This is a genomic window from Bisbaumannia pacifica (genome assembly GCF_007989625.1).
GTDB classification, from domain to species: Bacteria; Pseudomonadota; Gammaproteobacteria; order Pseudomonadales; family Halomonadaceae; genus Bisbaumannia; species Bisbaumannia pacifica.
This window is the reverse complement of the sequence record NZ_BJUK01000002.1, coordinates 16884-38687: the sequence shown is the minus strand read 5'-3', so window position 1 is coordinate 38687 and position 21804 is coordinate 16884. Positions and strand designations below refer to the sequence as shown.

Below are 21804 nucleotides of genomic sequence, written 5' to 3'. Positions count from 1 at the left end.
CACCACCAGAGATTAGCCACGGAGCACCTTGTTCCATATATTGCATAAAAGGTAGTAGGCAGACTTCACCCTCGAAAGCCCTTCGATATCACGAAACAAGGACCAGTGGTATTTCACCATCTCGACTTTATTGCTAGAGATTGAGCCGTCTCGCTCACGATACAACGATAGCGCTTCACACAACCCAATGGCGGGCCCGCTATCCCTTAGAATCTTCAGCCAAAGCCCATAGTCCTGCCGCTTCCTGATCAAGGGCATGGTCACCTTGCCAATTTTCTGGGTGTCGTAAACGACCGTCAGGCAACCGATACGATTGGACTTGAGAAGATCATCATAAGCAAGGCTCTCAGGGGGGGTAACAACCACACCCGTCCGTTCACCCGCTTCGGTGATCCTCTCATATGCCGTATAGGAAAGCGCGGCGTCCGCTTCCTCGATAAAGGAAATATGTCTTTCCAGCTTTTTGGGAAGCCACAAATCATCGCTATCCAGGAAGGCGATATAACGGCCTTTAGCTTCTTCTATCGCAATATTCCTAGCAACAGCCGCACCTGAGTTTCTCTCAAGCTGTATCAACCTAACTCTGGAGTCCTTTTCTGAATAGCGCTTCACCAACTCTACTGAGCCGTCCGATGAACAGTCATCAACCGCCACCATCTCCCAATCAGAAAATGACTGTCCGAGCACCGACTCAATTGTTTCACCGAGAAACTCAGCCGAATTATAAACAGGTGTAACAATAGTCACCTTGGGCACCTGGAACCTCATGAACGTTATTAACCGTGGAAATTTCTAGCGACGCTCAGGCTGCTTTCCTAGCACAAGCCGCACAACTTCACACATCTCCACGATCCAAAGCCTGGATTGAACAGAGCAAACCACCATTTTTTCATAAAAGCTCAACCCATCTTTCTTGACAGCAAACCAGAATGCCCATACCGGAGGAACAAATGTTCTGACGAAAAACTTAAGGCGCCGAGAAAATGATCCTGAGCATATCTGCCCACCTTTCACTCGCTTCAGTTTTGTCACTAGTTCGGTCATTTCCGATCTTGCCGGGTGATAGACCAAAGCCGACGGAACATAGTCTAAATCGATTCCTTTTTTACAGGCTCGACGACAAAAGTCAGCATCACCTCCAGAAAACCGAGCATTATCAAACTGACCAACAGTAGTGAAGGCTTCACGTGGAATTGCCAGATTAGCCGTGACCGCATAGCCTCGCTTGACATACCTAGCTTGGGGAAGCCCCATGGCCATATCATAGAGCTCAACAGAATTGGGCTTTCCTGAATCAAGTTTCTTTACTTCGACCCCACCTGCAATCAACCCTTCTCCAGAGCCATTCTCATAAGCATCCCAAAGTTGAGCAAGCCAATCATTGACAGGTCTGCAATCGGCATCTGTGAAAGCGATCAAGCGTCCCCGGGCCTGCTTCAGACCAACATTCCTGGCCGCATAGGACCCCGGTTTTTCGCAGTGGAGGAGCGTCACAAAATCCGGCAACTTTGAAGGATCAGGAAGGTTCGCCGAGCCATTATCAACTATAATGCACTCCCAACGATCCTTGGGAAAAGACTGCTTTCCTAGGCCATCAAACAAACAAATAGCCAAATCCCAGTGCTGGTACACAGGAACTATAACGGTAATATCAACATCTTTTTTCATTGACTAAAAGCTCAACAAGACATCATAATTAAATTTTCAAATTATTTATTTTCAAGAATTTCTTTAACACCAAGCCACTTGCACTTGGCTGAATTCAGAAAAAATAAGCCCAATCAACCCTAACGACCAATTAAACTAACCAGACACTCTAAGAGCCATGCCTAACATCATCAAATTTAAAATTTTTTAAAAATGCGAACAAATCTCGAACTTCATCTTTAAACGCAAAGCCCGAAGCACACAAAAGAAGCACCCAGTATGCCGCCATCAGGCCTTTTAGAGAGTCTCCCCAAAGGGTAAAAACTGCGGCTCCGGATACGCAGACCAATGTGAAGGAATAAAGCAAAAGCCTTGGCATACTTTTCCAAAGATAGATAGAAAACTCAGTTCTTAGCACGAAAAACACCCAAAAAGATATGCAGGTGCTTACCGCTGCTCCAGCGGCCCCAAAGTGAGGTATCAAAAGCCAGTTGCCGACTAAATTTATCGCAAAACCTGAAATCGCTGCCAACATGGCGAAACCGGTGCGTTTAGAGATACCAATGCCGACTACCGTAGTTTCGGATAGTGTATACAGCAAGGGAAAGCCTAAGCAGGAAACAACGATCCACCGCACAGCATCATATTTTGGAGGCAAAACAAAAGTTACAACCCAAGAGAGCAAACCAGCCAAGCAGAATGCAAGCACAACAAGGGCGAGAATATACCGACTAACTTTGTGAACATTCTCTAGACCCTCACCCTTACTTGCCCACTTATATACAGTTGGTGCCCATATGGTGGAAAATACGCTTTGCAAGATAGTGGCTGCGGCAGCAAAACTTACCGCCACTGAGTACAGACCAAGCTCTTCAAAGCTGGCAAGAGTGCGCAAAAACATCTTATCGATAGCGGTCAAGCCCCAAAAAGCGATACCCCCAAGTATCAATGGCAGGCCGAAGCGGAGCATATGCTTAAGGTGTTGAAAGTCCAGAGATGCCGTCATGCTGGCTAACCACTCACGTCGCGTATTGTAAGCAAACACTATGCAGACAAAGGCCAGCGCAGCCGCATTGGCAATTACAAGATTAGTTAGTGACTTTTCAGCGCCTATCACCACATAAGTGCCAATCACTGCTAGCAGTAAAAGCTTTGGAAGCAGCTGGCTCATCGAATAGGCCAGGCCCTGCTCGTTCATCCTCAATACCAAAGAAAGAAAACGTGAGAGAAATGCCGCAAGCAAGGCAGTTGATGCTAGTAAGCTGAGATGCCACTCTGGGATTTCAAATAGCCAGTTGGCTAAAGTACCGCCGAACATCAATAACACCAGCAGTGTAGTCGTGAGCAGGATGAGACCTGGAAGCAATGCCCGCTTCAGCAATGATGGTTTATCAGTCACTTCATGGAATTCACGCACATAGGCTTGATCGAGACCGAGGCTGAAAAGTAGTGTACTAAACCCGATAGTCACCTGAAGCATGGCCATCCTACCTACGTCTTCTTGGGAGAAGAACCAGGTAATAGTCGGCAGCGAAATCAGCCCAAGGAGGGCTCCGCTGATGGGACCGATGGCGAAGGCGGCGATTTTTTTTGGAGTCACTGGTAGAACTCAAAGATCGCGTCGATCACATGCTGCTGAGCACTCTGCTCAATACCAAACCACAAGGGTAATCTCACCAAGCGCTCGCTTTCCTTAGTAGTAAAGTGATCTGCTCCATGAAAACGTCCATAATCAAGTCCAGCCTTGGCAGTGTGTAACGGCACATAATGAAATACTGCCATTATTTCTCGACGCTTCAAATACTCTAATAGCGCAGTACGCTCTTCAAGACCCTCTGTTTTCAGGTAGAACATATGGGCATTATGAGCACAACCAGAAGGAACAGATGCTAATTCTATGCAGCCTTCATTTTCCAACGGTCGAAGCATTTTTTCATAGAATTTCCAAGCAGCGAGACGCACATCGTTGATTTCTTGAGCACTTTCAAGCTGCCCCCAAAGATAAGCTGCCTGTAGCTCGCTGGGAAGATGGCTGCTGCCAACGTCTACCCACTGGTACTTGTCTACCATACCACGGAAAAACTGGCTGCGGTTCGTCCCTTTTTCTCTTATGATTTCGGCGCGCTCAATAAACCGCTCATCATTGATCATGATGAGGCCACCTTCCCCACCGCTAGTATAGTTCTTGGTCTCATGAAAACTGAATGAACCCATATGACCGATCGTGCCTAGCGCCCGGCCATTATAATAACTCATCATTCCTTGGGCAGCGTCTTCAATCACATACAATCTGTGGCGATTTGCTATCTCCATGATGACATCCATCTCACAGCTAACTCCCGCATAATGTACGGGAACGATGGCGCGAGTTTTTCCGGTTATTGCCGCCTCAATCAATTTTTCATCGATATTCATCGTATCAGGACGAATATCAACAAAAACAATCTTGGCTCCACGCAACACGAAAGCATTAGCCGTGCTGACGAAGGTATAGCTGGGCATGATGACTTCATCACCCGGCCGAATATCGATCAGCATCGCCGCCATCTCTAGGGCTGCTGTGCATGAGGGTGTCAATAGAGCTTTGCTAGCCGGGAGATTGGCTTCAAACCAACTTTGGCACTTTTGGCCAAAGGGACCATCACCGGAGAGCTTTTCACCACTAATTGCCTCAGCGATATACTTTCCTTCGCTGCCTGTTCGGGGAGGTAAATTAAATGGAACTTTCATATAGTCAGGCACCAAATCGTGTTCGAAAGGAGATTTTTCCAATCAGGGAGTTGCCATTAGCATCAACAATATTAACCACTTTCACTAACCCCCTGCCACAAACTACGACTGGACAACCATCATCCATAAATATAACTTTACCAAGATGAGATTTCCTGCTTTCAACCTCAACATCCTTCACTAACTCTACGTCCGCAATTCGAACCCACTCGCCATGCAATTTTGTTTTGGCTCCAGAGTATGGATACCCCACTGCATCCACAAAGCGCTTCAGTTCGTCTGAACCAACGCCCCAATCTATTTCATAATCCGACTCATCACGCCATAAACTAAACGTTGCGACGTCTTCATCTTGTGGAGCACCTTTCAGCTCCTCCCCAAAAACCAAGCAACCAATTATCCTTAGAAACACCTTTTCATAAAGGCAAGACACTTTGTCAATTGCTTCGGATATTTTTACTGGATAAGTTATCCGAATTGATTGCTGGTCAATTATTTCTCCTGAATCGTAATCATGAGAAGCAAAAAGGGCTGTAACCCCAATCCTTTCCTCCCCTCTGATTAGCATATTCACGAGAGGAGAAAAACCTCGGTATTTTGGCAAAAGCGAATCGTGAAATACGATCAATTTACTACTATCTGGAATCATCCAGCGCCAACCAATCGCAAAACTTACATCAAAGCTATCACAAACACGTTCCGAACGTTCGTATAGCTTTATAGCATATTTTCGGCAAAGACCCGATATCTCATCAAAGTAGTCTTTCTTAACCCCTTTATCTTTCGCCGAAACCACGAAAGCCACTGCCTCTCCACCATACTCTTCGAGAAATCGAGCTAGACAGAGATAACCTTTTTTACCTAGCAGGTAAAATGCAAATCTTTTCACGGATAAAAAATCCTGGCATATTGCTCTATTAGCTTTTCCCGACTAAATTTCTTCTTAATCAACTGGACATTATGGGCAGCCACCTCGAAATCCAGTAGTTTAAGATCATTTCGCTCAATATCAAGAACCGCAATCCCTTCTTTCTTAAAAAGCTCCCATTGAACCACATCACTTCTTAAGTAGACTGTTTTTCCCATACTCAAAAGCGAAATGGTATTACCCATAGCCTGCTGACGACGATGATTAAATACCGCAATATCGACGTCTTTCAAAAACCTAAGATACCGCTCGAACGGCATGAAATCAGTCATAGGCACTAGCTTTTCACCGAACCAGGCTTTTCCCAGAGCTATAACTTCCTTAGCGTGACTCTGATCACCGTATGACAAAGGAACAAATATTTTAATTTCATCATCTTTATGGGGAAGCAGTCGCTCAAAGACTTCAAAATGGTTATTGCTGGGAGCCGCAGAGTTTCCAACTAGAATATTCAGAGGGTCATCATTTCGCTTTTCTGTAGGTGTAGCGATCATAGCGGGATCGACCACGTTGCTGAGGTACATCAGGCATTCATGATGTACGCCTTTTGCCCCGTACCACTGCCGCGCCAGCTCGACATCACCTTCAATGTAAGTAATTAAATGTCCGATTCTGCTAATCACAAAGCGGCGCAGCCCCTCCTTAACCCGCGAACGCAATGATTTCTTAGCACTTTCATACTGGTAGAGATCACCACCCCAAATAACCCAGTAGCATTTCGACAACAGCCACGGGCAAAGCGCGAGCAACAGCACTACTTTGATATTGAACAACCCATGGAGTATCACCTTGCGCGCGGCATGCAGCTGACGCAACAATGTTACATAGCCTTTGATTTTCCCATAAATTCCGCCGCCACACAGATGAACATCACTTTCACATTCTAGTGGGTATGCTTCTAGTGAGCCAGCGAGCCAAAAATGATGTCCTTCCTCATTAAACTCAAATCTAACTAGCTTAACGAAGGGAGGAATAAATTTATCTAGACCAGCCACATGCAAGATCACAAAATCACCACTCAGAGTTTTCCATGCAGCAAAGCAGAGAGATACTCACCGTAGCTGTTTTTCTTTAAATAGTGAGCCTGAGCCTCCAGACTCACTGTCGATAACCAGCCTTGGTTGTAAGCAATCTCTTCAAGGCAGGCAATTTTGTACCCTTGCCGCTTTTCGATGGTTTCCACAAACTGGGCGGCTTCCAGCAGGCTCTCGTGGGTGCCAGTATCCAACCAAGCGAATCCTCGGCCAAGCAGCTCCACATTGAGGTCACCGCGTTCCAAATAGGCCTGGTTTACGCTGGTGATCTCCAACTCGCCGCGATGCGACGGCTCCACACCCTTGGCGATCTCGATCACATCGTTGTCATAGAAGTAGAGACCGGTGACCGCGAAATGTGACCTGGGTTTGGCCGGTTTTTCCTCGATAGAAATAGCACGCTGCTCATCATCAAACTCGACAACGCCGAAACGCTCTGGATCCTTGACCTGATAACCGAATACCGTAGCGCCACTTTGCCGGCTCGCTGCCTGCAATAATTTTGGAGTAAAACCCTGGCCATAAAAAATGTTATCGCCTAGCACCAAGCAGACGCTGTCGCTGCCGATAAACTCCTCGCCGATGATAAAGGCTTGGGCCAGGCCATCGGGGCTGGGCTGCTCGGAATAGATCAGCTCGATGCCGAACTGACTGCCATCACCCAGCAAACGTTCGAAGCTGGCACGGTCTTCCGGGGTAGTGATAATCATCACCTCGCGAATACCCGCCAACATCAGTACCGAGAGAGGGTAGTAGATCATCGGCTTGTCGTAGATCGGCAGCAGCTGCTTGGAAACCCCCATAGTGATGGGGTACAGGCGGGTGCCGGAGCCACCGGCGAGGATGATGCCTTTGCGTGCCATGGTGATTCCTTTTAGTGTTTTGTGTGCTACCATCGCTTCGCGATGGATCGCGCAGAATCTGCGCTCCTACACGTTTGTTGTGGTACCCAGCCGTTCGCGCTGATAGCTGCCGTCTTGCACGCGACGGCACCACGCCTGGTTATCCAGATACCACTTCACCGTCTTGCGGATGCCGGATTCAAAGGTCTCTTCCGGGCGCCAGCCAAGCTCGCGCTCAATCTTGCCGGCATCGATGGCGTAGCGCAGGTCGTGGCCGGGACGGTCGGCAACGTAAGTGATTAAGTCACGATATGAGGAAAGTTCTGATCGCCCACTAAAGTGGGCTCCTACGGGTACCATTTCATCCAACAAGGCGCATATGGTACGCACCACCTCGATATTCTGCTTCTCGTTATGGCCGCCGATATTGTAGGTCTCTCCTACCCGCCCTTCCGTCACCACCTTATAGAGCGCCCGGGCATGGTCTTCTACGTAGAGCCAGTCACGAATCTGCTCACCTTTGCCGTAGACCGGTAGCGCCTTGCCTTCCAGGGCGTTAAGGATCATCAGCGGAATCAGCTTCTCGGGGAAGTGATAAGGCCCGTAGTTGTTGGAGCAGTTGGTGATCAGCGTCGGCAGGCCATAGGTGCGCTGCCAAGCACGCACCAGATGGTCCGAGCTTGCTTTGCTAGCCGAATAGGGCGAACTCGGTGCGTAGACAGTCGCTTCGGTAAACAAGCCCTCTGGCCCCTCCAGATCGCCATACACCTCGTCCGTGGAGATATGGTGGAAGCGGAAGGCATCACGGCGCTCGGCATCCAGGCCACTCCAGTACGCGCGGGCCACTTCTAGCAGCGTATAGGTGCCCACGATATTAGTCTGGATGAACTCCGCCGGGCCATCGATGGAGCGGTCCACGTGGCTCTCTGCCGCCAGGTGCATCACCGCGTCCGGCTGATGCTCGCGGAAGATGCGTTCCACATCGGCGCGATCGCAGATATCGACCTGCTTGAAGGCATAGCGGTTGCTGTCGGCCACTTCCGCCAGGGATTCCAGGTTGCCAGCGTAGGTGAGCTTGTCGACGTTGACGACGCTATCGGCGGTGTTACGGATGATATGACGAATCACGGCCGAGCCGATAAAGCCCGCGCCGCCGGTGATCAGTAGTTTCATAAATTAATCGCAACAAGGGTCAAGGGGCGGGCAACAAGTAAAGCCGGTAAACAGGCACGCTACCGCCCAGGGATTGTTCCGGAACGATTCCCCTGCCCGTCAGCCCGTGGACAGCGCCCTGGCGTTAGGGCACCGCCGTTGTGTCTAGCCTGGTAATTCTACGCTAGTGGACCAGGGGCCTCTACACGCCTTCTCCCGGCCCCTCTCTGGCTTCTCGACGAAACCTTCTTAAGCCGTTACGGCCCTTTCTCGTCTGTCTCATTGGGCTTCAGGCCGTGCGCCTATCCCCTTGGGGATATCGCCAGGCCAGCGCCCGGGGTGCTCCACTGGCGTCACCACACCTCAACAACAACAAGGTGACCACAATGGACAAGGCGACCTCCCATCCGCGTGGGCATGGCCTGCGCGCCGACAGCGGCCTGCGCCGTGGTTTGATCTTCCTGGCGGTGGTCCTGGTAGCCAGCTTGAGCGGCCACTGGCTGGCCACCGAGGGGCACTACGGGGCCTATGTGCTGCTGCCCACCCTGGTGGTGATCAGCATGGCGCTGATTACCCAACGCACCCTGGAAGCGCTGCTGGCCGGGGCCCTGAGCGGCTTTCTCCTGCTCTCCCCCACCACCGCCGTCCAGGAGATGGCGGTCACCGGCCTCACGGTGATGCAGGACCCCACCATGGGCTGGATCATCCTGGTCTGCGGCCTGCTGGGCAGTTTGATCGGCCTGCTGCAGTTCGCCCGGGGCACCGAGGCCTTTAGCCGCAGCGCCGGGCGCTACCTGACGACCCGCCATGGCGCCATGCTGGGTAGCACGGGCCTGGGCGCACTGATCTTTATCGACGACTACCTCAACGCCATGACCGTCTCGGCGGCCATGAAGCGGCTCTTCGACAAGCTGAAGATCTCCCGCTCCATGCTGGCCTATATCGTCGATTCCACGGCGGCGCCCATCTGCCTGCTGATCCCCTTCTCCACCTGGGCCATCTACCTGGCCGGCCTGCTGGAGAGCAACCGAGTGGCCGAGTCCGGCCAGGGTTTCGCCTACTACCTGGGCCTGGTGCCCTACCTCTTCTACCCCTGGGTGGCGCTGGCCCTGGTACTCCTTGTGGCCCTGGGGGTGGTGCCGGTGCTGGGTCGCATGAAGGCCGCCGAGCGTGGCGAAGAAGTTCGCCTGGACGATGACGCCCTGGCCCAGCCCGAGGAGACCTGCACCCGGCGGCCGCCGCGGTTGATCAACTTCCTGCTGCCGGTGGCCACCCTGCTGCTGGCCACCTGGTGGTTCGATATCGATGCGCTGATCGGGGTGGGCTTCGCCCTGCTGGTGACCCTGGCGCTCTATGTGGCCCAGGATATCGCCCCGCTGAACCGCCTCTTCGATGAGCTGCTGGCCGGCTTCCAGCAGATGCTGCTGCCGCTGGGCATCGTCTTCGCCGCCTTTATGCTGCAGTCGGTGAACGAGTCCCTGGGCCTCACCGAGACGCTGATCGGCTGGGTGGAGCCGCTAATGCGCGGCGCCTGGCTTCCCGGCATCACCTTCCTGGTGCTGGCGGGGCTCGCCTTCGCCACCGGCTCCTTCTGGGGCGTCTATGCCATCGCCTTCCCCATCGTGATTCCGCTGGCCCAGGCCACCGACGCCTCCCTGCCGCTGACCCTCGGCGCCATGATCTCCGCCGGCGCCTTCGGCTCTCACGCCTGCTTCTTCGGCGACTCCACGGTGCTCAGCGCCCGGGGTTGCGGCATCACCCCCATGCAACACGCCCTGACCCAACTGCCCTATGTGCTGCTGGCGGCCGGGGTCAGCGCCACCCTCTTCTTCCTGCTCGGCTAAACCACAACACCCACAAGGAGACTCCCCATGCGCCGTACCGCCTTCGCCTTTCACGAACACTGCCTATGGCATGACGGTGGCCCCTGCTCGGTGTTTCCCGCGCCCGGCGGCCATGTGCAGCCCGCCGGCGCCGCCGAGCACCCGGAGACCAAGCGCCGCCTGCGCAACCTGCTGGAGGTGACCGGCCTGATGGACGAGCTGGTGCCGCTCAAGGGCGCCCCCGCCGAGGAGGCCGACCTGCTGCGCTTCCATACCCGTGACTACCTCGAGCGACTGGCGGCCATGAGCGAGCAGGGCTTCGGCGATGCTGGCGAGTGCGCGCCCCTGCGCAAGGACAGCTACGCGATCGCCAAACGCTCCGCCGGCCAGGCCATCGCCGCCATGGACGCTGTGCTGCGCGGCGACTGCGACAACGCCTATGCCCTGTGCCGACCGCCGGGCCACCACGCCGAGCGCGACCGGGGCCGCGGCTTCTGCCTGCTGGGCAATATCCCGGTGGCGGTGATGACCATGATGGAACGCCACGGTGTCCGTCGGGTGGCGGTGCTCGACTGGGACGTCCACCACGGCAACGGCACCCAGCAGGCCTTCTGGGAGCGCGACGAGGTGCTGGCCATCTCGCTGCACCACGATAGCAACTACCCGGTGGATAGTGGCGGCCTGGCGGAGCGCGGCGAGGGGGCGGGCTTCGGCCATACCCTTAACGTGCCCCTGCCCGCCGGCAGCGGCATCGGCGCCTACCAGGCCTGCCTGGAGCGGGTGGTGATCCCGGCCCTGGAGCGCTTCCGGCCGGAGCTGATCGTGGTGGCCTGCGGCTACGACGCCAGCGCCATGGACCCGCTGGGCTGCATGCTGCTCAATAGCGCCGCCTTCGGGCGCATGACCGAGCAGCTGGTGGCCGTCGCCGAGCGGCTCTGCGAGGGGCGCCTGGTGATGGTGCATGAGGGCGGTTACTCGGAAGGCTATGTGCCCTTCTGTGGCCATGCGGTGATCCAGGCGCTCTCCGGCAGCGCGATCGCTGCCCGGGACCCCGCCAATGACGAGATCGCCCGCTGGGGCGGCCAGGGCCTCGAGCCCCACCAGGCCGAGCTGATCGGACGCGCCGCCGACCTGGTGGGCGAGATTCGCGGGCCGCAGTGAGATCGTTTGGTGTTGTGGTATATCGGGGCGCCTTTGGCGCCCATCGCCGACTGAAGTCAGTTCCTACAGGGTGGGGGGTGCCACCGGGTGGGTGCCCTGGGGGTCATGCCACCATGCTATGCTAGGCCCATCGCTCTACCCCAGCGCCGGATGATCGTCGCCCTCGACCACTTTGCCCTTTTGACGGAGTCAGTGCTCCCCCATGGTGTCGGCCCCTCCCCCGTCCCCCACCAACCGTCCCCCCGCTAGCCTGGCGCCCATGGCCCGGCTGGCGGACCAGATCCGCTCCCCGGAGTTTCTGACCGGCCTGGGCCAGGCCCTGGAGGCCTACTTCCCGGGCATCAGCCATGTGGTCTTTCATTTCGCGGCCCGGGGCCGCCCCACGGTGCTGGCCCATAACCTCAGCGCCGACCTGGAGCGCCGGGTGCTGGCCCCCTATGTGGAGCGCATGTACCTGCTCGACCCCTGCTACCGCCACTGGCAAGCCGAACGCCACGGCGGCCTGGCCAGCCTCGACGAGCTGGCCCCGTCGGGCTTTCGCCACAGCGACTACTACGCCACCTACTATCGGGACCTGGGGCTCTACGACGAGGCGTCGGCCTTCTTTCCCCTGGACGACGGCGACTGCCTGTCGCTCTCCTTCGGCTTCTATCGCCGCAACCACACCAGCCAGGCCGAACTCCTGGCCACCCTCGACTACCTCTTCCCACTGCTCGAGGCGCTGATTCGCCAGTTCTGGCTGGCCAGCAGCCTGCACCTGCCCACCCCGGACGAGTCGCCCAGCCTGCTGCACAGCTTCGGCCAGGAGGTGCTCAGCGAGCGGGAACGCCAGGTCGCCTGGCTGATCCTGCGCGGCCACACCGGTCCGGAGATCGCCACCGAGCTCGGCATCACCCCCGGCACCGTCAAGAACCATCGCAAGCGCCTCTACGCCAAGCTGAATATCGGCAGCCAGGCGGAACTGTTCCGGCAATTCATGCTGTTCCAGCACCGCCCACCCATCTTCGACCAAGGTCGCGCTCGCTCCGACGGCGGGACATGACATCCTGAGGGGCTCCCTCGGCCAAGGATGTCCGTCTTGTACAAGCGCCTGCTTCGCACCCTGCTCCCCGACAGCATCAGCGCCCGCCTGGCCCTGGCGCTGGGCCTGGTGGCGGCGATGACGCTACTGGCGGCGGGGCTGGCCTTTCGCAGCAGCCAGCAGTTGGAGGCGCGCCTCGAGGGCATCCGCGCCGAGAGCATCGAGGCGCTCTACGCCTCGGCACGCCTCAATGAATTGACCCAGCAGCTCACCGCCCGGGTGCCGCAGTTGGCCGGCGGCGACTCCAACTATGCCCGGGCCCAGACCCGCGCGCGCCTCGACGAGACCCTGGACGAGATGCAGCAATGGGTCGGCCACCTCCCCGACTACAACCGCTACTTCGTCGAGATCAGCGACCAGATCCGCTACAGCATCGGCCTGCTGCATCGCCACGTGGATCGCCGCGAACGCCTCGACTGGCAAGCCCACCAGCGGCGCCTAGAGCTGCATCCGCTCTATCTGCGCATCGACGAGGCCCTGGGCGATGCCGCCAGTGGCGACTGGGCCACGCTGCGCCTGCACCTCCACTCCCTGGCGGCCCTGGCCGAGAAGCTCTACACCGATGCCAGCTTCAACGAGCTGGACTACACCTTCCTGCGCCTGGAAGCGCTGGGCCAGGCGATACGCGACGAGCTGGCCCGCACGCCGCCCCTCCCCGACTCGGCCCAGCGGGATCTGACGCGGCTGCTGCGGCTGGCCTCCCGGGAGGGCGAGCTGTTCGCGCTGAAGAACGAGGCGCTGGACCTGCGCTACCAGGAGAGCTACCTGGTCACCAACAGCCAGCGGCATATCCAGCAGCTGGCGGCCCAGATCTCCCACTACACGGGGCGGGTGCATGGCGACATCGGCCAGGATATCGAGCTGGCCAGCCAGGCGGTGGCCCGCGCCAGTACCGCCACCTTCGGGCTATCGCTGGTCAGCCTGCTGCTGGCGGCGGCCATCTCCTGGTTCTATGTGCGGCGCAATATCCTGCGCCGCCTGCAGCGCCTGCAGAGCAATATGCGCACCCTGGCCAGCGGCCAGCTGGAGACCGAGGTGGTGATCCGCGGGCGCGACGAGGTGGCGGCCATGGCCCGGGACCTGCACCACTTCCAGCAGACCGCCCAGCAGGCGGAGCGCTCGCGGCGCGCCCTGGCCCAGGCCACCGAGGAGCGCCTGCAGGCCGAGCGGCGCCTGCGCCTGGCCCAGGAGGAGCTGATCCAGGCCGGCAAGCTGGCCGCCCTCGGCCAGCTCAGCGTGGCCATCACCCACGAGATCAACCAGCCGTTGACGGCCATGCGCCACCAGGTCCACAGCCTGGGGCGCTGGCTGGAGCGCGGCGAACCCCAGCGCGCCCTGCCGGGGCTCGAACGCCTGGCGACCCTGCTCGACAAGACCGCCGGCATCACCCGCCACCTGCGCGGCTTCGCCCGCAAGAGCGACAGCCGGGTCGGCCCGGTGGCGGTGGCGCCCATCGTCACGGCATCCATCGAACTGGCCCAGACCCGCTCCGGCCATTGTCGCCCGCAGCCGAGCGGCGCGGCCGACCTCTGGGCGCTGGCCGAGCCGATTCGCCTGGAGCAGGTGCTGGTCAACCTGCTGACCAATGCCCTGGATGCCACCCAGCGCCAGGCGTCGCCACGCATCACCGTGCGCTGGGCCCAGGCCGCCGACCCGGCCTGGGTGGTGATCGGCGTCGCCGACAATGGCGAGGGCATCCCCGCCGAGCGCCGCGAGCATATCTTCGACCCCTACTTCACCACCAAGGCCGAGGGCAAGGGCCTGGGCCTGGGGCTCTCGATCAGTTACAACATCCTGCAGGACTTCGGCGGCCAGATTCGCCTCGCCGAGACCGGCCCCGACGGGACCCGTTTCGAGCTCTGGCTACCGGCCGCCAGCGCCCCGACCGACCCCACCACAAGAAGCCACCATGTCGATACGCATACTGATCATCGATGACGACCCCTGCGTGCTGGAGACCCTCGGCGAGATGCTCGAGCTGGAGGGCTTCGCCACCCAGGCCTTCCCCAGTACCGAGGGGGTGGTCGCGGCCCTGCACGCCGATCCGGCGGCGATCGTGCTCAGCGACCTGCGCCTGCCCGGTCAGGATGGCCTGGCACTGCTCGCCGAGCTGCAGGCCCTCGACCCGGAGCTGCCGGTACTGCTGATGAGCGGCCACGGCGACATTCCCCTGGCCACCCAGGCGATGCGCGAGGGCGCCGTGGACTTCCTCGAGAAGCCGGTGGCGCCGGAGACCCTGATCGAGCGCCTGCGCCAGGCCCAGCGTCACCGCCAGTGGGCCCTGGCCCACCGTGATGCCGCGCCCCAGGGCGACACCGAGGCCCAGTTGGCCCGGCACCTGCTGGGTGACTCGCCGGCCATGGCGAGGCTGCGCGAGCAGCTGCTGGTGCTGGCCAATGCCGATATCGATACCCTGGTCTATGGCGAGACCGGCAGCGGCAAGGACGTGCTGGCCCGGGCCCTGCACGAGGCCAGCCCACGGCGCGACCAGCGCTTCATGGCGATCAACTGCGGCGCCATGCCGGAGTCGCTGATCGAGAGCGAGCTCTTCGGCCACGAGGCGGGGGCCTTCACCGGCGCCAGCCAGCGGCGCATCGGCAAGCTGGAGGCGGCTCAGGGCGGCACCCTCTTCCTCGACGAGATCGAGTCGATGCCGCTGACCGCCCAGATCCGCCTGCTGCGCGTGCTCCAGGAGCGCTGCCTGGAGCGCCTCGGCGGCACCCAGCCGATTCCCATCGATATCCGCGTGGTCGCGGCCAGTAAGGCGGACCTCCAGGTCCTCAGCGACCAGGGCCAGTTCCGCCACGACCTCTACTATCGCCTCAACGTGGCCAGCCTGCGCCTGCCGCCGCTGCGCGAGCGCGGCGAGGATATCCTGCTGCTGTTCGACTACTACGGCCGCGAGGCCGCCGAGCGCTTCGGTCGCCCCCGGCCCGCGCTGGGGCCGGCCCAGCGCCAGCAACTGCTCAGCCACCCTTGGCCGGGCAATGTGCGCGAACTGCGCAATACCGCCGACCGCTTCGTGCTCGGCCTGGTGGGCGAGGGGCTTAACCTTTCCGCGGACGCCGAGCACGACGCCACCGCCACGACGGCGGATCATGAACGTCGCCTGGAGGCCTTCGAGTGCGAGCTGATCCGCGACGCCCTGGCCAACCATCAGGGCCAGGTGGGGCGCGCCGCCGAGGCGCTGCGCATGTCCCGCAAGACCCTCTACCGCAAGATGAAGAAGCATGGCCTGGACAAGGCCGCCTTCCGGGATGGCAAGGAGCCGATGTCCCAGCCCTGACCCGGGCGCCCCCGTCTTTGGGTCATTAGTGTCCCAACGTGGGTGCGGAATTGGGCGCCAGGCAGGGCGAATGCCCCGGCATGGGGCGCTCTGCGTGCCGATGCACCGAGTTGGCATCCCCCTTGCTAAGGAGATAACAGCCACACGAGGTGGTCCTGCCACGCCTTCGCGGCGGGCAACAACAACATCAATAACGCCATGCTCAAGGATGCCCATATCATGATGATCCGATCCGCCCTCGCCTGCTCCGGTGCCCTGCTGCTGGCCGTCGCCGGCCCCGTCCTCGCCGAGGAGTGCGGCCACCGCGGCGCCCTGGACGATATCTACTGCGACGACAACCAGGACATGGTCGCCGACACGCCCAGCGACGAGAGCCGCTGGCGCGACCCCAGCACCCTGGTCTTCACCTATACCCCGGTGGAAGACCCGGCGGTCTATCAGGACGCCTTCGCCGATTTCCAGGAACACCTCTCCGAGGCCACCGGCCGGCGGGTGGTCTACTACAGCGTGCACTCCAACTCCGCCCAGGTGGAGGCGATGCGCTCCGGGCGCCTGCATATCGCCGGCTTCTCCACCGGCCCCACCGGCTACGCGGTGAACCTGGCCGGCTATGTGCCCATCGCCGTCAAGGGCTACGAGGACCAGTTCCAGGGCTACAACCTGATCACCATCGTCCGCGCCGACAGCGATATCGAGTCGATGGCGGATCTCGAGGGGCGCACCGTGGCCCATACCTCGGTCTCCTCCAACTCCGGCAACCTGGCGCCCCGGGCGCTCTTCCCCGGCATGGGGCTGACCCCGGACGAGGATTACCAGGTGGTCTACTCCGGCAAGCACGACCAATCGGTGATGGGCGTGCTCTCCGGCGACTACGACGCCGCCCCGGTGGCCTCCGATGTCTTCGATCGCATGGTCGAGGCGGGCCGCGTCGAGGCCGACGAGTTCCGCATCATCTACACCAGCGACCGCTTCCCCACCTCGGCCTTCGGCTATGCCCATGACCTGAACCCGGAGCTGGTGGAGCAGATCGAGGAGGCCTTCTTCAGCTACCGCTTCCCCGAGGAGATGCAGGAGACCTTCGACGGCGCCGACCGCTTCTACCCCATCACCTACCAGCAGGACTGGCAGGTGATCCGCGATATCGCCCACGCCACCGGCACCGCCTACACCGAGCGCGGCCTGCAGCAACTGGCCGAGCGCGAGGCCGCCGCGGCCCGCGAGTAACCCGAGTCCTCTCGAGACCCCAGCCAGGCGGCCACTGTGGCCGCCTGACGGCCCCCTCTTGCCCGAAGGAAGCCCCCTATGAGCGATCTCGTGATTCGCGGCCTGCACCACGCCTATGTGGCCGACACGCCGATCCTGCGCGATATCAATATCACCATCGACGAGCCCGGCATCGTGGCCATCATCGGCCCCTCCGGTACCGGCAAGAGCACCCTCTTGCGCTGCATCAACCGCCTGATCAAGCCCTCCGGCGGCAGCATCCTGTTCCGCGGCGATGACGTGGCCGCGGTCCAGGGCCGCCCGCTGCGCGAACTGCGCCGCCAGGTGGGCATGGTCTTCCAAGAGTACAACCTGGTGGAACGCCTCACGGTGCTGGAGAACGTGCTGACCGGGCGCCTCGGCTACATGTCCGCCTGGAAGGCCTGGCGGCGCCAGTTCGCCGCCGAGGACATCCGGCGCGCCTTCGACCTGCTCGACTTCGTCGGCCTCGGCGACTTCGCCAAGCAGCGCGCCGATGCCCTCTCCGGGGGCCAGCGCCAGCGAGTCGGCATTGCCCGGGCGCTGATGCAGGACCCGGTGGTATTGCTGGCCGACGAGCCCACCTCGTCGCTCGACCCCAAGACCTCGGTGGAGATCATGGAACTGCTCACCACCCTGGCCAACGACAAGGGCATCCCCACCCTGGTCAATATCCACGACGTCAACCTGGCGCGGCGCTTCGCCAAGCGCATGATCGGCATGAGCGGCGGCGAAGTGGTCTATGACGGCGCCCCGGACGGCATCACCGACGACCACCTCAAGCGCATCTACGGGGGGGAATCATGGCTGAGCTGAACCACACCTCCCCCCGGGCCAGCGACCCAGAGCGCGCCCACCCCTTCCGTACCAGCTGGGGCAGCCGCGCCCTGTGGGCCGGCCTCGTGCTCTACCTGGTCTACGCGGTCACCACCCTCGACCTGACCTGGGCGCGCTTCCTGGTAGGGATCGACCAGGGCGGCGAACTGCTGGGGCGACTCTTTCCCGCCAACTTCGCGCGCTGGGAGCTGCTGCTGAGCGACCTGATCGAGAGCCTGCAGATCGCCATCATCGCCAGCGTGGTGGGCATCGCGATCTCGCTGTTCGTGGGCCTGCTGGCCGCCCGCAACCTGATGCCCAATCTGGTCAGCGCGCCGATGCGGGTGTTTATCGCCCTGTGCCGTACCTTCCACCCGGTAATCATCGCCATCCTCTTCGTCAAGGCGGTGGGCTTCGGCGCGCTGGCCGGTATCCTGACGCTGATCGTGGCCTCCATCGGTTTCATCGCCAAGCTGTTCGCCGAGGCCATCGAGGAGATCTCGCTGAAGCAAGTGGAGGCGATTCGCGCTACCGGCGCCGGCTTCGCCAGCATCATCCTCTTCGGGGTGCTGCCCCAGGTCTTCTCGCGCTTTATCGGCTTCTCCATGTACCAGCTCGATTCCAACCTGCGGAACTCCACCATGGTCGGCATCGTCGGCGCCGGCGGCCTGGGCGGCACCCTCTTCTCCGCCTTCCAGCGCTTCGACTACGACTTCGTCACCGCCATCCTGATCACCATCATCGCCCTGATCCTGGTCGGTGAGGCACTGTCCAACACCGTGCGGAGGGTCTTCCAATGAGCGCATCCATCGTCACCAAGCCCCAAGACAGCCGCCGCTGGCAGCGCTTCACGCCCCTGGAGCGCAGCGCCCGCTACCTGGTTTACCTGGTGGTGGTGGCCGCCTTTATCGCCTCGCTGCGCACCGTGGAGATCATCCCCGAGTTCCTCTACGACGCCCCCCAGCAGATGGCGGACATGTTCCGGCGCATGTGGCCCCTCGACCTGGCCGCCTACCCGGCCACGATCCATGGCGCCATGCTCGAGACCCTGCATATCGCCACCCTCGGCACCCTGCTCAGCCTGCTGCTGGCGGTGCCCCTGGCACTGCTCAACGCACGCAATATCACCCCCTCCGCCTGGCTCAACTGGGTCGCCAAGTTCTTCCTGGTGGCCTCGCGCTCGGTGAACTCCCTGGTCTGGGCACTGCTCTTCGTGGCGGTGTTCGGCCCCGGGGTGCTGGCCGGGGTGCTGGCGGTGGCCTTGCGCTCGGTGGGCTTCGTCGGCAAGCTCTTCTCCGAGGCCCTGGAGGAGGTCAACATGGACACCGTGGAGGCGCTACGCGCCACCGGCGCCTCGCCGCTGGCGGTGCTGCTCAAGGCCTACTGGCCCCAGGCCAAGCCGGCCTTCTACAGCGTGGTACTGTTCCGCTGGGACATTAACGTGCGCGAGTCGGCGGTGCTCGGCCTGGTCGGCGCCGGGGGCATCGGCGTGGTCCTCAACGACGCCATGAACCTCTTCCAGTGGCCCAAGGTAGCCACCGCCCTGCTGACCATCTTCGCCGTGGTGCTGCTGATCGAGCTGCTCGTGGTGCAGATCCGCAAGCGCCTGATCTAGGAGTTATCCATGCCGCTCGCCAACCGCTATCTGCTGATGCGCCACGGCCATAGCCAGGCCAATGCCGCGGGACTCATCGTCAGCGACCCCGTCCGCGGGGTCGCCGGCTTCGGCCTCTCGGCCCGCGGCGAGGCCCAGTTGGCGGCCTGTATCGACGCCTGGCAGGACCCGGCCCCGGACGCCATCTACCACTCCGATTTCCTACGCACCACCCAGACCGCCCAGCGCCTGGCCGACCACTTCGGCCTGGCGCTGACTCCGCACCCGGGGTTGCGGGAACGCCACTTCGCCGCTTTCGAGGGCAAGGACGACGGCCACTACGCTGAGGTCTGGGCCCGGGACGCCCGAGACCCGACCCACCGCCACGCCGGGGTGGAGAGCGTCGCCCAGGTGGCCGCACGCCTGACCGCGGTGATCGACGAGCTGGAGCGCCGCCACGCCGACCAGACATTGCTGCTGGTCAGCCACGGCGACCCCCTGCAGATCCTGCTCACCGCCCTGGAAGGGCGGCCGCTAAGCGAGCACCGCGACCGACCGCCCCTAGCCCCCGCCAGCCTGACCCGGCTGTCACGGCACTGATAGGTTGAATCCACAACCGACGGTTGCCACTCCGGTGGACGCCACCGACAATGGGGATATCGATAGGCGGTCCAAGGAGCCACGATGGCCATGCAGGAATCTCTGGTAGCGCTGCGCCATGCCCTCTCGATTATCGACGGCCTTGATTTCGCGACCTTGATCGGTAGCCGCGCCAGGGATGATGCGCGGCCGGACAGTGACTGGGATATCGCCGTCCAGTGGAAAAATAACAACACATCGGCACTGGAGACCTTGTCACGCAATGAGCGTCTCAAATCCGTCCTGGCTCAGCACTTGGCCTGTGAGCCGGACACCATCGATATTATCGACCTGAAGCGGGCCAACCTGACGATTCGCGCCGTAGTTGCCGAAGAAGGCATTCCCTTGGCCGGAGAGGACGACCTGCCATGGATGCGCTTCTTGAGTCGTACCTGGCATGACCTCGAGCATTGGTATCTGGAGCAAGAGTATGCGGCTTGATCTTTATCTGGCGGAAACCCGCCAGTTGGCAGCACGACAGAGTGCCGTCCTGGATCAGGCCGCGACCTTGTTGGATCAAGGGCGCGCCCTGAGCCCGCTGGAGGAGAATGGGGTCCTGCACAGCCTGCAAGTGCTCAGCGAAAATGCCATCGGCAAGGCGAAACATACCCTCAAGGCCATGAATCAACCCGTGCCGGTCTCCGCCTACGATGCCTTCAAGAGCCTATCGATTCACGGCCGAGTAGACTCCGCCGACCTGCCGATCTGGAACGCCGTGATCGGGCTGCGGAACCGTATCGTCCACGACTACCTGAATCTGGATATCGAGGTCGTGCTCGGTCTGGTTGCCGAAAGAAAGCACCACTTTATTCGTGATTATCTGATGGCTGAGATAGGCGGAATCGACGAACCATCGGACCATGGCTAAAACGATTGGCGCCGCAGGCGCCCTTGGGGAAGACGCCAGCCTTCCCCCTATCACCGTGCTAGACTCTGCCGCCTGTTTTTGATCACCGGTGCCACTCTGCCATGCTCGCCAATCTTCGCGTCGTCCTCGTCCAGACCTACCACCCCGGCAATATCGGTGCCTCGGCCCGGGCCATGAAGACCATGGGGCTGACGGACCTGGTGCTGGTCAATCCCCGCCAGTTTCCCGACCCGGAGGCGAGCCGGCTGGCCGCCGGCGCCGAGGATATCGTCGAATCCGCCCGGGTGGTGGAGTCCCTGGAGGCGGCGGTCACGGACTGCGTGCAGGTGGTAGGCGCCAGCGCCCGGTTGCGTAACCAGCCGCTGCCCCACTACGACGAGCCGGACGCCATGGCTCGCGACCTGGTCACCCAGGCCGAGCACGACCCGGTGGCGCTGGTCTTCGGCCGCGAGCGCTTCGGCCTGACCAACGACGAGATCCGCTGCTGCAGCCATCAGGTGAGCATTCCCGCCAACCCGGACTACGGCATCCTCAATCTCTCCCAGGCGGTGCAGGTGCTGGCCTATGAGGTCTTCAAGGCCTGGCGCCGGCGGCCGGAGAGCGGCTATGTGCCCCCTCGCCCCACCCAGGAGCGCCAGCCGAGCCGCGAGGAACTGGCGCACTTCCATGCCCACCTCGCCCGGGTGATGCAGGCCAGCGGCTTTATCACCCAGCCCCACGCCCGCACCGAACAGCACCTGCAGGCGCTGTTCGCCCGCGCCCAGCCCAACCGCAAGGAGCTCTCCCTGCTGCGCGGGCTGCTGGCGTCGCTGGAGCCGTAGAATCCCACCGACGCCGACACCAGGATCGCCCTTCGGGCGATATCGCCGAAGCGTCGGACCGTCGAAATCCGCGCTCCCACGGTATGGGTGGCCACTGGTGTTGTGGGAGTTCGGGTTTCCCGAACGATTGGCGCCGCAGG

Annotated in this window: 21 protein-coding genes; 13 read left to right on the top strand and 8 right to left on the bottom strand. The window is 60.4% G+C overall.

Features of this window, described 5'->3' with window-relative positions; genetic code table 11:
• Positions 1-12: 12 nt before the first annotated feature.
• The 8 genes from HPA02_RS00920 to rfbB form a co-directional block, all read right to left on the bottom strand.
• Entirely contained in the window at positions 13-756 is a 744-nt protein-coding gene (locus HPA02_RS00920; RefSeq protein ID WP_222593965.1) for a glycosyltransferase family 2 protein, read from the bottom strand.
• 36 nt (positions 757-792) lie between these two features.
• Positions 793-1668, bottom strand: a complete 876-nt coding sequence (locus HPA02_RS00915; protein WP_146800958.1) for a glycosyltransferase family 2 protein — start codon at positions 1666-1668, stop codon at positions 793-795.
• Positions 1669-1816: 148 nt separating this feature from the next.
• Positions 1817-3247, bottom strand: a complete 1431-nt coding sequence (locus HPA02_RS00910; protein ID WP_146800956.1) for a lipopolysaccharide biosynthesis protein — start codon at positions 3245-3247, stop codon at positions 1817-1819.
• Positions 3244-4377: a dTDP-4-amino-4,6-dideoxygalactose transaminase gene (gene rffA / locus HPA02_RS00905; protein WP_146800954.1), complete on the bottom strand. Its 1134-nt coding sequence runs from the start codon at positions 4375-4377 to the stop codon at positions 3244-3246. Before rffA ends, HPA02_RS00910 begins: the two co-directional genes overlap by 4 nt.
• Positions 4378-4381: 4 nt before the next feature.
• On the bottom strand, positions 4382-5266 hold the full coding sequence (locus tag HPA02_RS00900) for a formyltransferase family protein (RefSeq protein ID WP_146800952.1): 885 nt from the start codon (positions 5264-5266) through the stop codon (positions 4382-4384).
• Positions 5263-6312, bottom strand: a complete 1050-nt coding sequence (locus HPA02_RS00895; RefSeq protein WP_186809898.1) for a TDP-N-acetylfucosamine:lipid II N-acetylfucosaminyltransferase family protein — start codon at positions 6310-6312, stop codon at positions 5263-5265. The genes HPA02_RS00900 and HPA02_RS00895 overlap by 4 nt, the downstream gene beginning before the upstream one ends.
• Positions 6313-6323: 11 nt before the next feature.
• Positions 6324-7202, bottom strand: coding sequence for a glucose-1-phosphate thymidylyltransferase RfbA (gene rfbA / locus HPA02_RS00890; protein WP_146800948.1), 879 nt, complete (start codon positions 7200-7202; stop codon positions 6324-6326).
• A gap of 66 nt (positions 7203-7268) precedes the next feature.
• Positions 7269-8354 carry a dTDP-glucose 4,6-dehydratase gene (gene rfbB, locus HPA02_RS00885; protein ID WP_146800946.1) on the bottom strand — a complete coding sequence of 362 codons (1086 nt, stop codon included), beginning with the start codon at positions 8352-8354 and terminating at the stop codon, positions 7269-7271.
• Positions 8355-8719: 365 nt separating this feature from the next.
• Here rfbB and HPA02_RS00880 point away from each other — a divergent pair, with 365 nt between their 5' ends.
• The 13 genes from HPA02_RS00880 to HPA02_RS00820 all read left to right on the top strand — a co-directional run bounded on the left by HPA02_RS00880 (position 8720) and on the right by HPA02_RS00820 (position 21664).
• Complete coding sequence (locus tag HPA02_RS00880) at positions 8720-10177, top strand: Na+/H+ antiporter NhaC family protein (protein ID WP_146800944.1); 1458 nt, start codon at positions 8720-8722, stop codon at positions 10175-10177.
• Positions 10178-10204: 27 nt separating this feature from the next.
• The gene (locus HPA02_RS00875) at positions 10205-11317 is read left to right on the top strand and encodes a histone deacetylase-like amidohydrolase (RefSeq protein WP_146800942.1); all 1113 of its coding nucleotides are present in this window, start codon (positions 10205-10207) and stop codon (positions 11315-11317) included.
• Between the two features lie 202 nt (positions 11318-11519).
• Complete coding sequence (locus tag HPA02_RS00870) at positions 11520-12359, top strand: helix-turn-helix domain-containing protein (protein ID WP_146800940.1); 840 nt, start codon at positions 11520-11522, stop codon at positions 12357-12359.
• A gap of 36 nt (positions 12360-12395) precedes the next feature.
• Positions 12396-14336 carry an ATP-binding protein gene (locus HPA02_RS00865; RefSeq protein WP_186809897.1) on the top strand — a complete coding sequence of 647 codons (1941 nt, stop codon included), beginning with the start codon at positions 12396-12398 and terminating at the stop codon, positions 14334-14336.
• Complete coding sequence (locus HPA02_RS00860; RefSeq protein WP_146800936.1) at positions 14308-15684, top strand: sigma-54-dependent transcriptional regulator; 1377 nt, start codon at positions 14308-14310, stop codon at positions 15682-15684. The genes HPA02_RS00865 and HPA02_RS00860 overlap by 29 nt, the downstream gene beginning before the upstream one ends.
• A 219-nt stretch (positions 15685-15903) precedes the next feature.
• Positions 15904-16908, top strand: a complete 1005-nt coding sequence (gene phnD / locus HPA02_RS00855) for a phosphate/phosphite/phosphonate ABC transporter substrate-binding protein (RefSeq protein ID WP_146800934.1) — start codon at positions 15904-15906, stop codon at positions 16906-16908.
• Between the two features lie 78 nt (positions 16909-16986).
• Positions 16987-17742, top strand: coding sequence for a phosphonate ABC transporter ATP-binding protein (gene phnC / locus HPA02_RS00850; RefSeq protein WP_146800932.1), 756 nt, complete (start codon positions 16987-16989; stop codon positions 17740-17742).
• Complete coding sequence (gene phnE / locus HPA02_RS00845; protein WP_146800930.1) at positions 17730-18542, top strand: phosphonate ABC transporter, permease protein PhnE; 813 nt, start codon at positions 17730-17732, stop codon at positions 18540-18542. Before phnC ends, phnE (HPA02_RS00845) begins: the two co-directional genes overlap by 13 nt.
• Complete coding sequence (gene phnE / locus HPA02_RS00840; protein WP_146800928.1) at positions 18539-19357, top strand: phosphonate ABC transporter, permease protein PhnE; 819 nt, start codon at positions 18539-18541, stop codon at positions 19355-19357. The genes phnE (HPA02_RS00845) and phnE (HPA02_RS00840) overlap by 4 nt, the downstream gene beginning before the upstream one ends.
• A 9-nt stretch (positions 19358-19366) precedes the next feature.
• Positions 19367-19936, top strand: a complete 570-nt coding sequence (locus tag HPA02_RS00835; RefSeq protein ID WP_244945831.1) for a histidine phosphatase family protein — start codon at positions 19367-19369, stop codon at positions 19934-19936.
• An 84-nt stretch (positions 19937-20020) separates the two neighbouring features.
• A complete protein-coding gene (mntA, locus tag HPA02_RS00830; protein WP_198057808.1) occupies positions 20021-20416 on the top strand; it encodes a type VII toxin-antitoxin system MntA family adenylyltransferase antitoxin in 396 nt (131 codons plus the stop codon).
• Entirely contained in the window at positions 20406-20843 is a 438-nt protein-coding gene (gene hepT, locus HPA02_RS00825; RefSeq protein ID WP_146800926.1) for a type VII toxin-antitoxin system HepT family RNase toxin, read from the top strand. Before mntA ends, hepT begins: the two co-directional genes overlap by 11 nt.
• Positions 20844-20944: 101 nt before the next feature.
• Positions 20945-21664: an RNA methyltransferase gene (locus tag HPA02_RS00820; RefSeq protein WP_146800924.1), complete on the top strand. Its 720-nt coding sequence runs from the start codon at positions 20945-20947 to the stop codon at positions 21662-21664.
• The last annotated feature ends 140 nt before the right edge of the window (positions 21665-21804 follow it).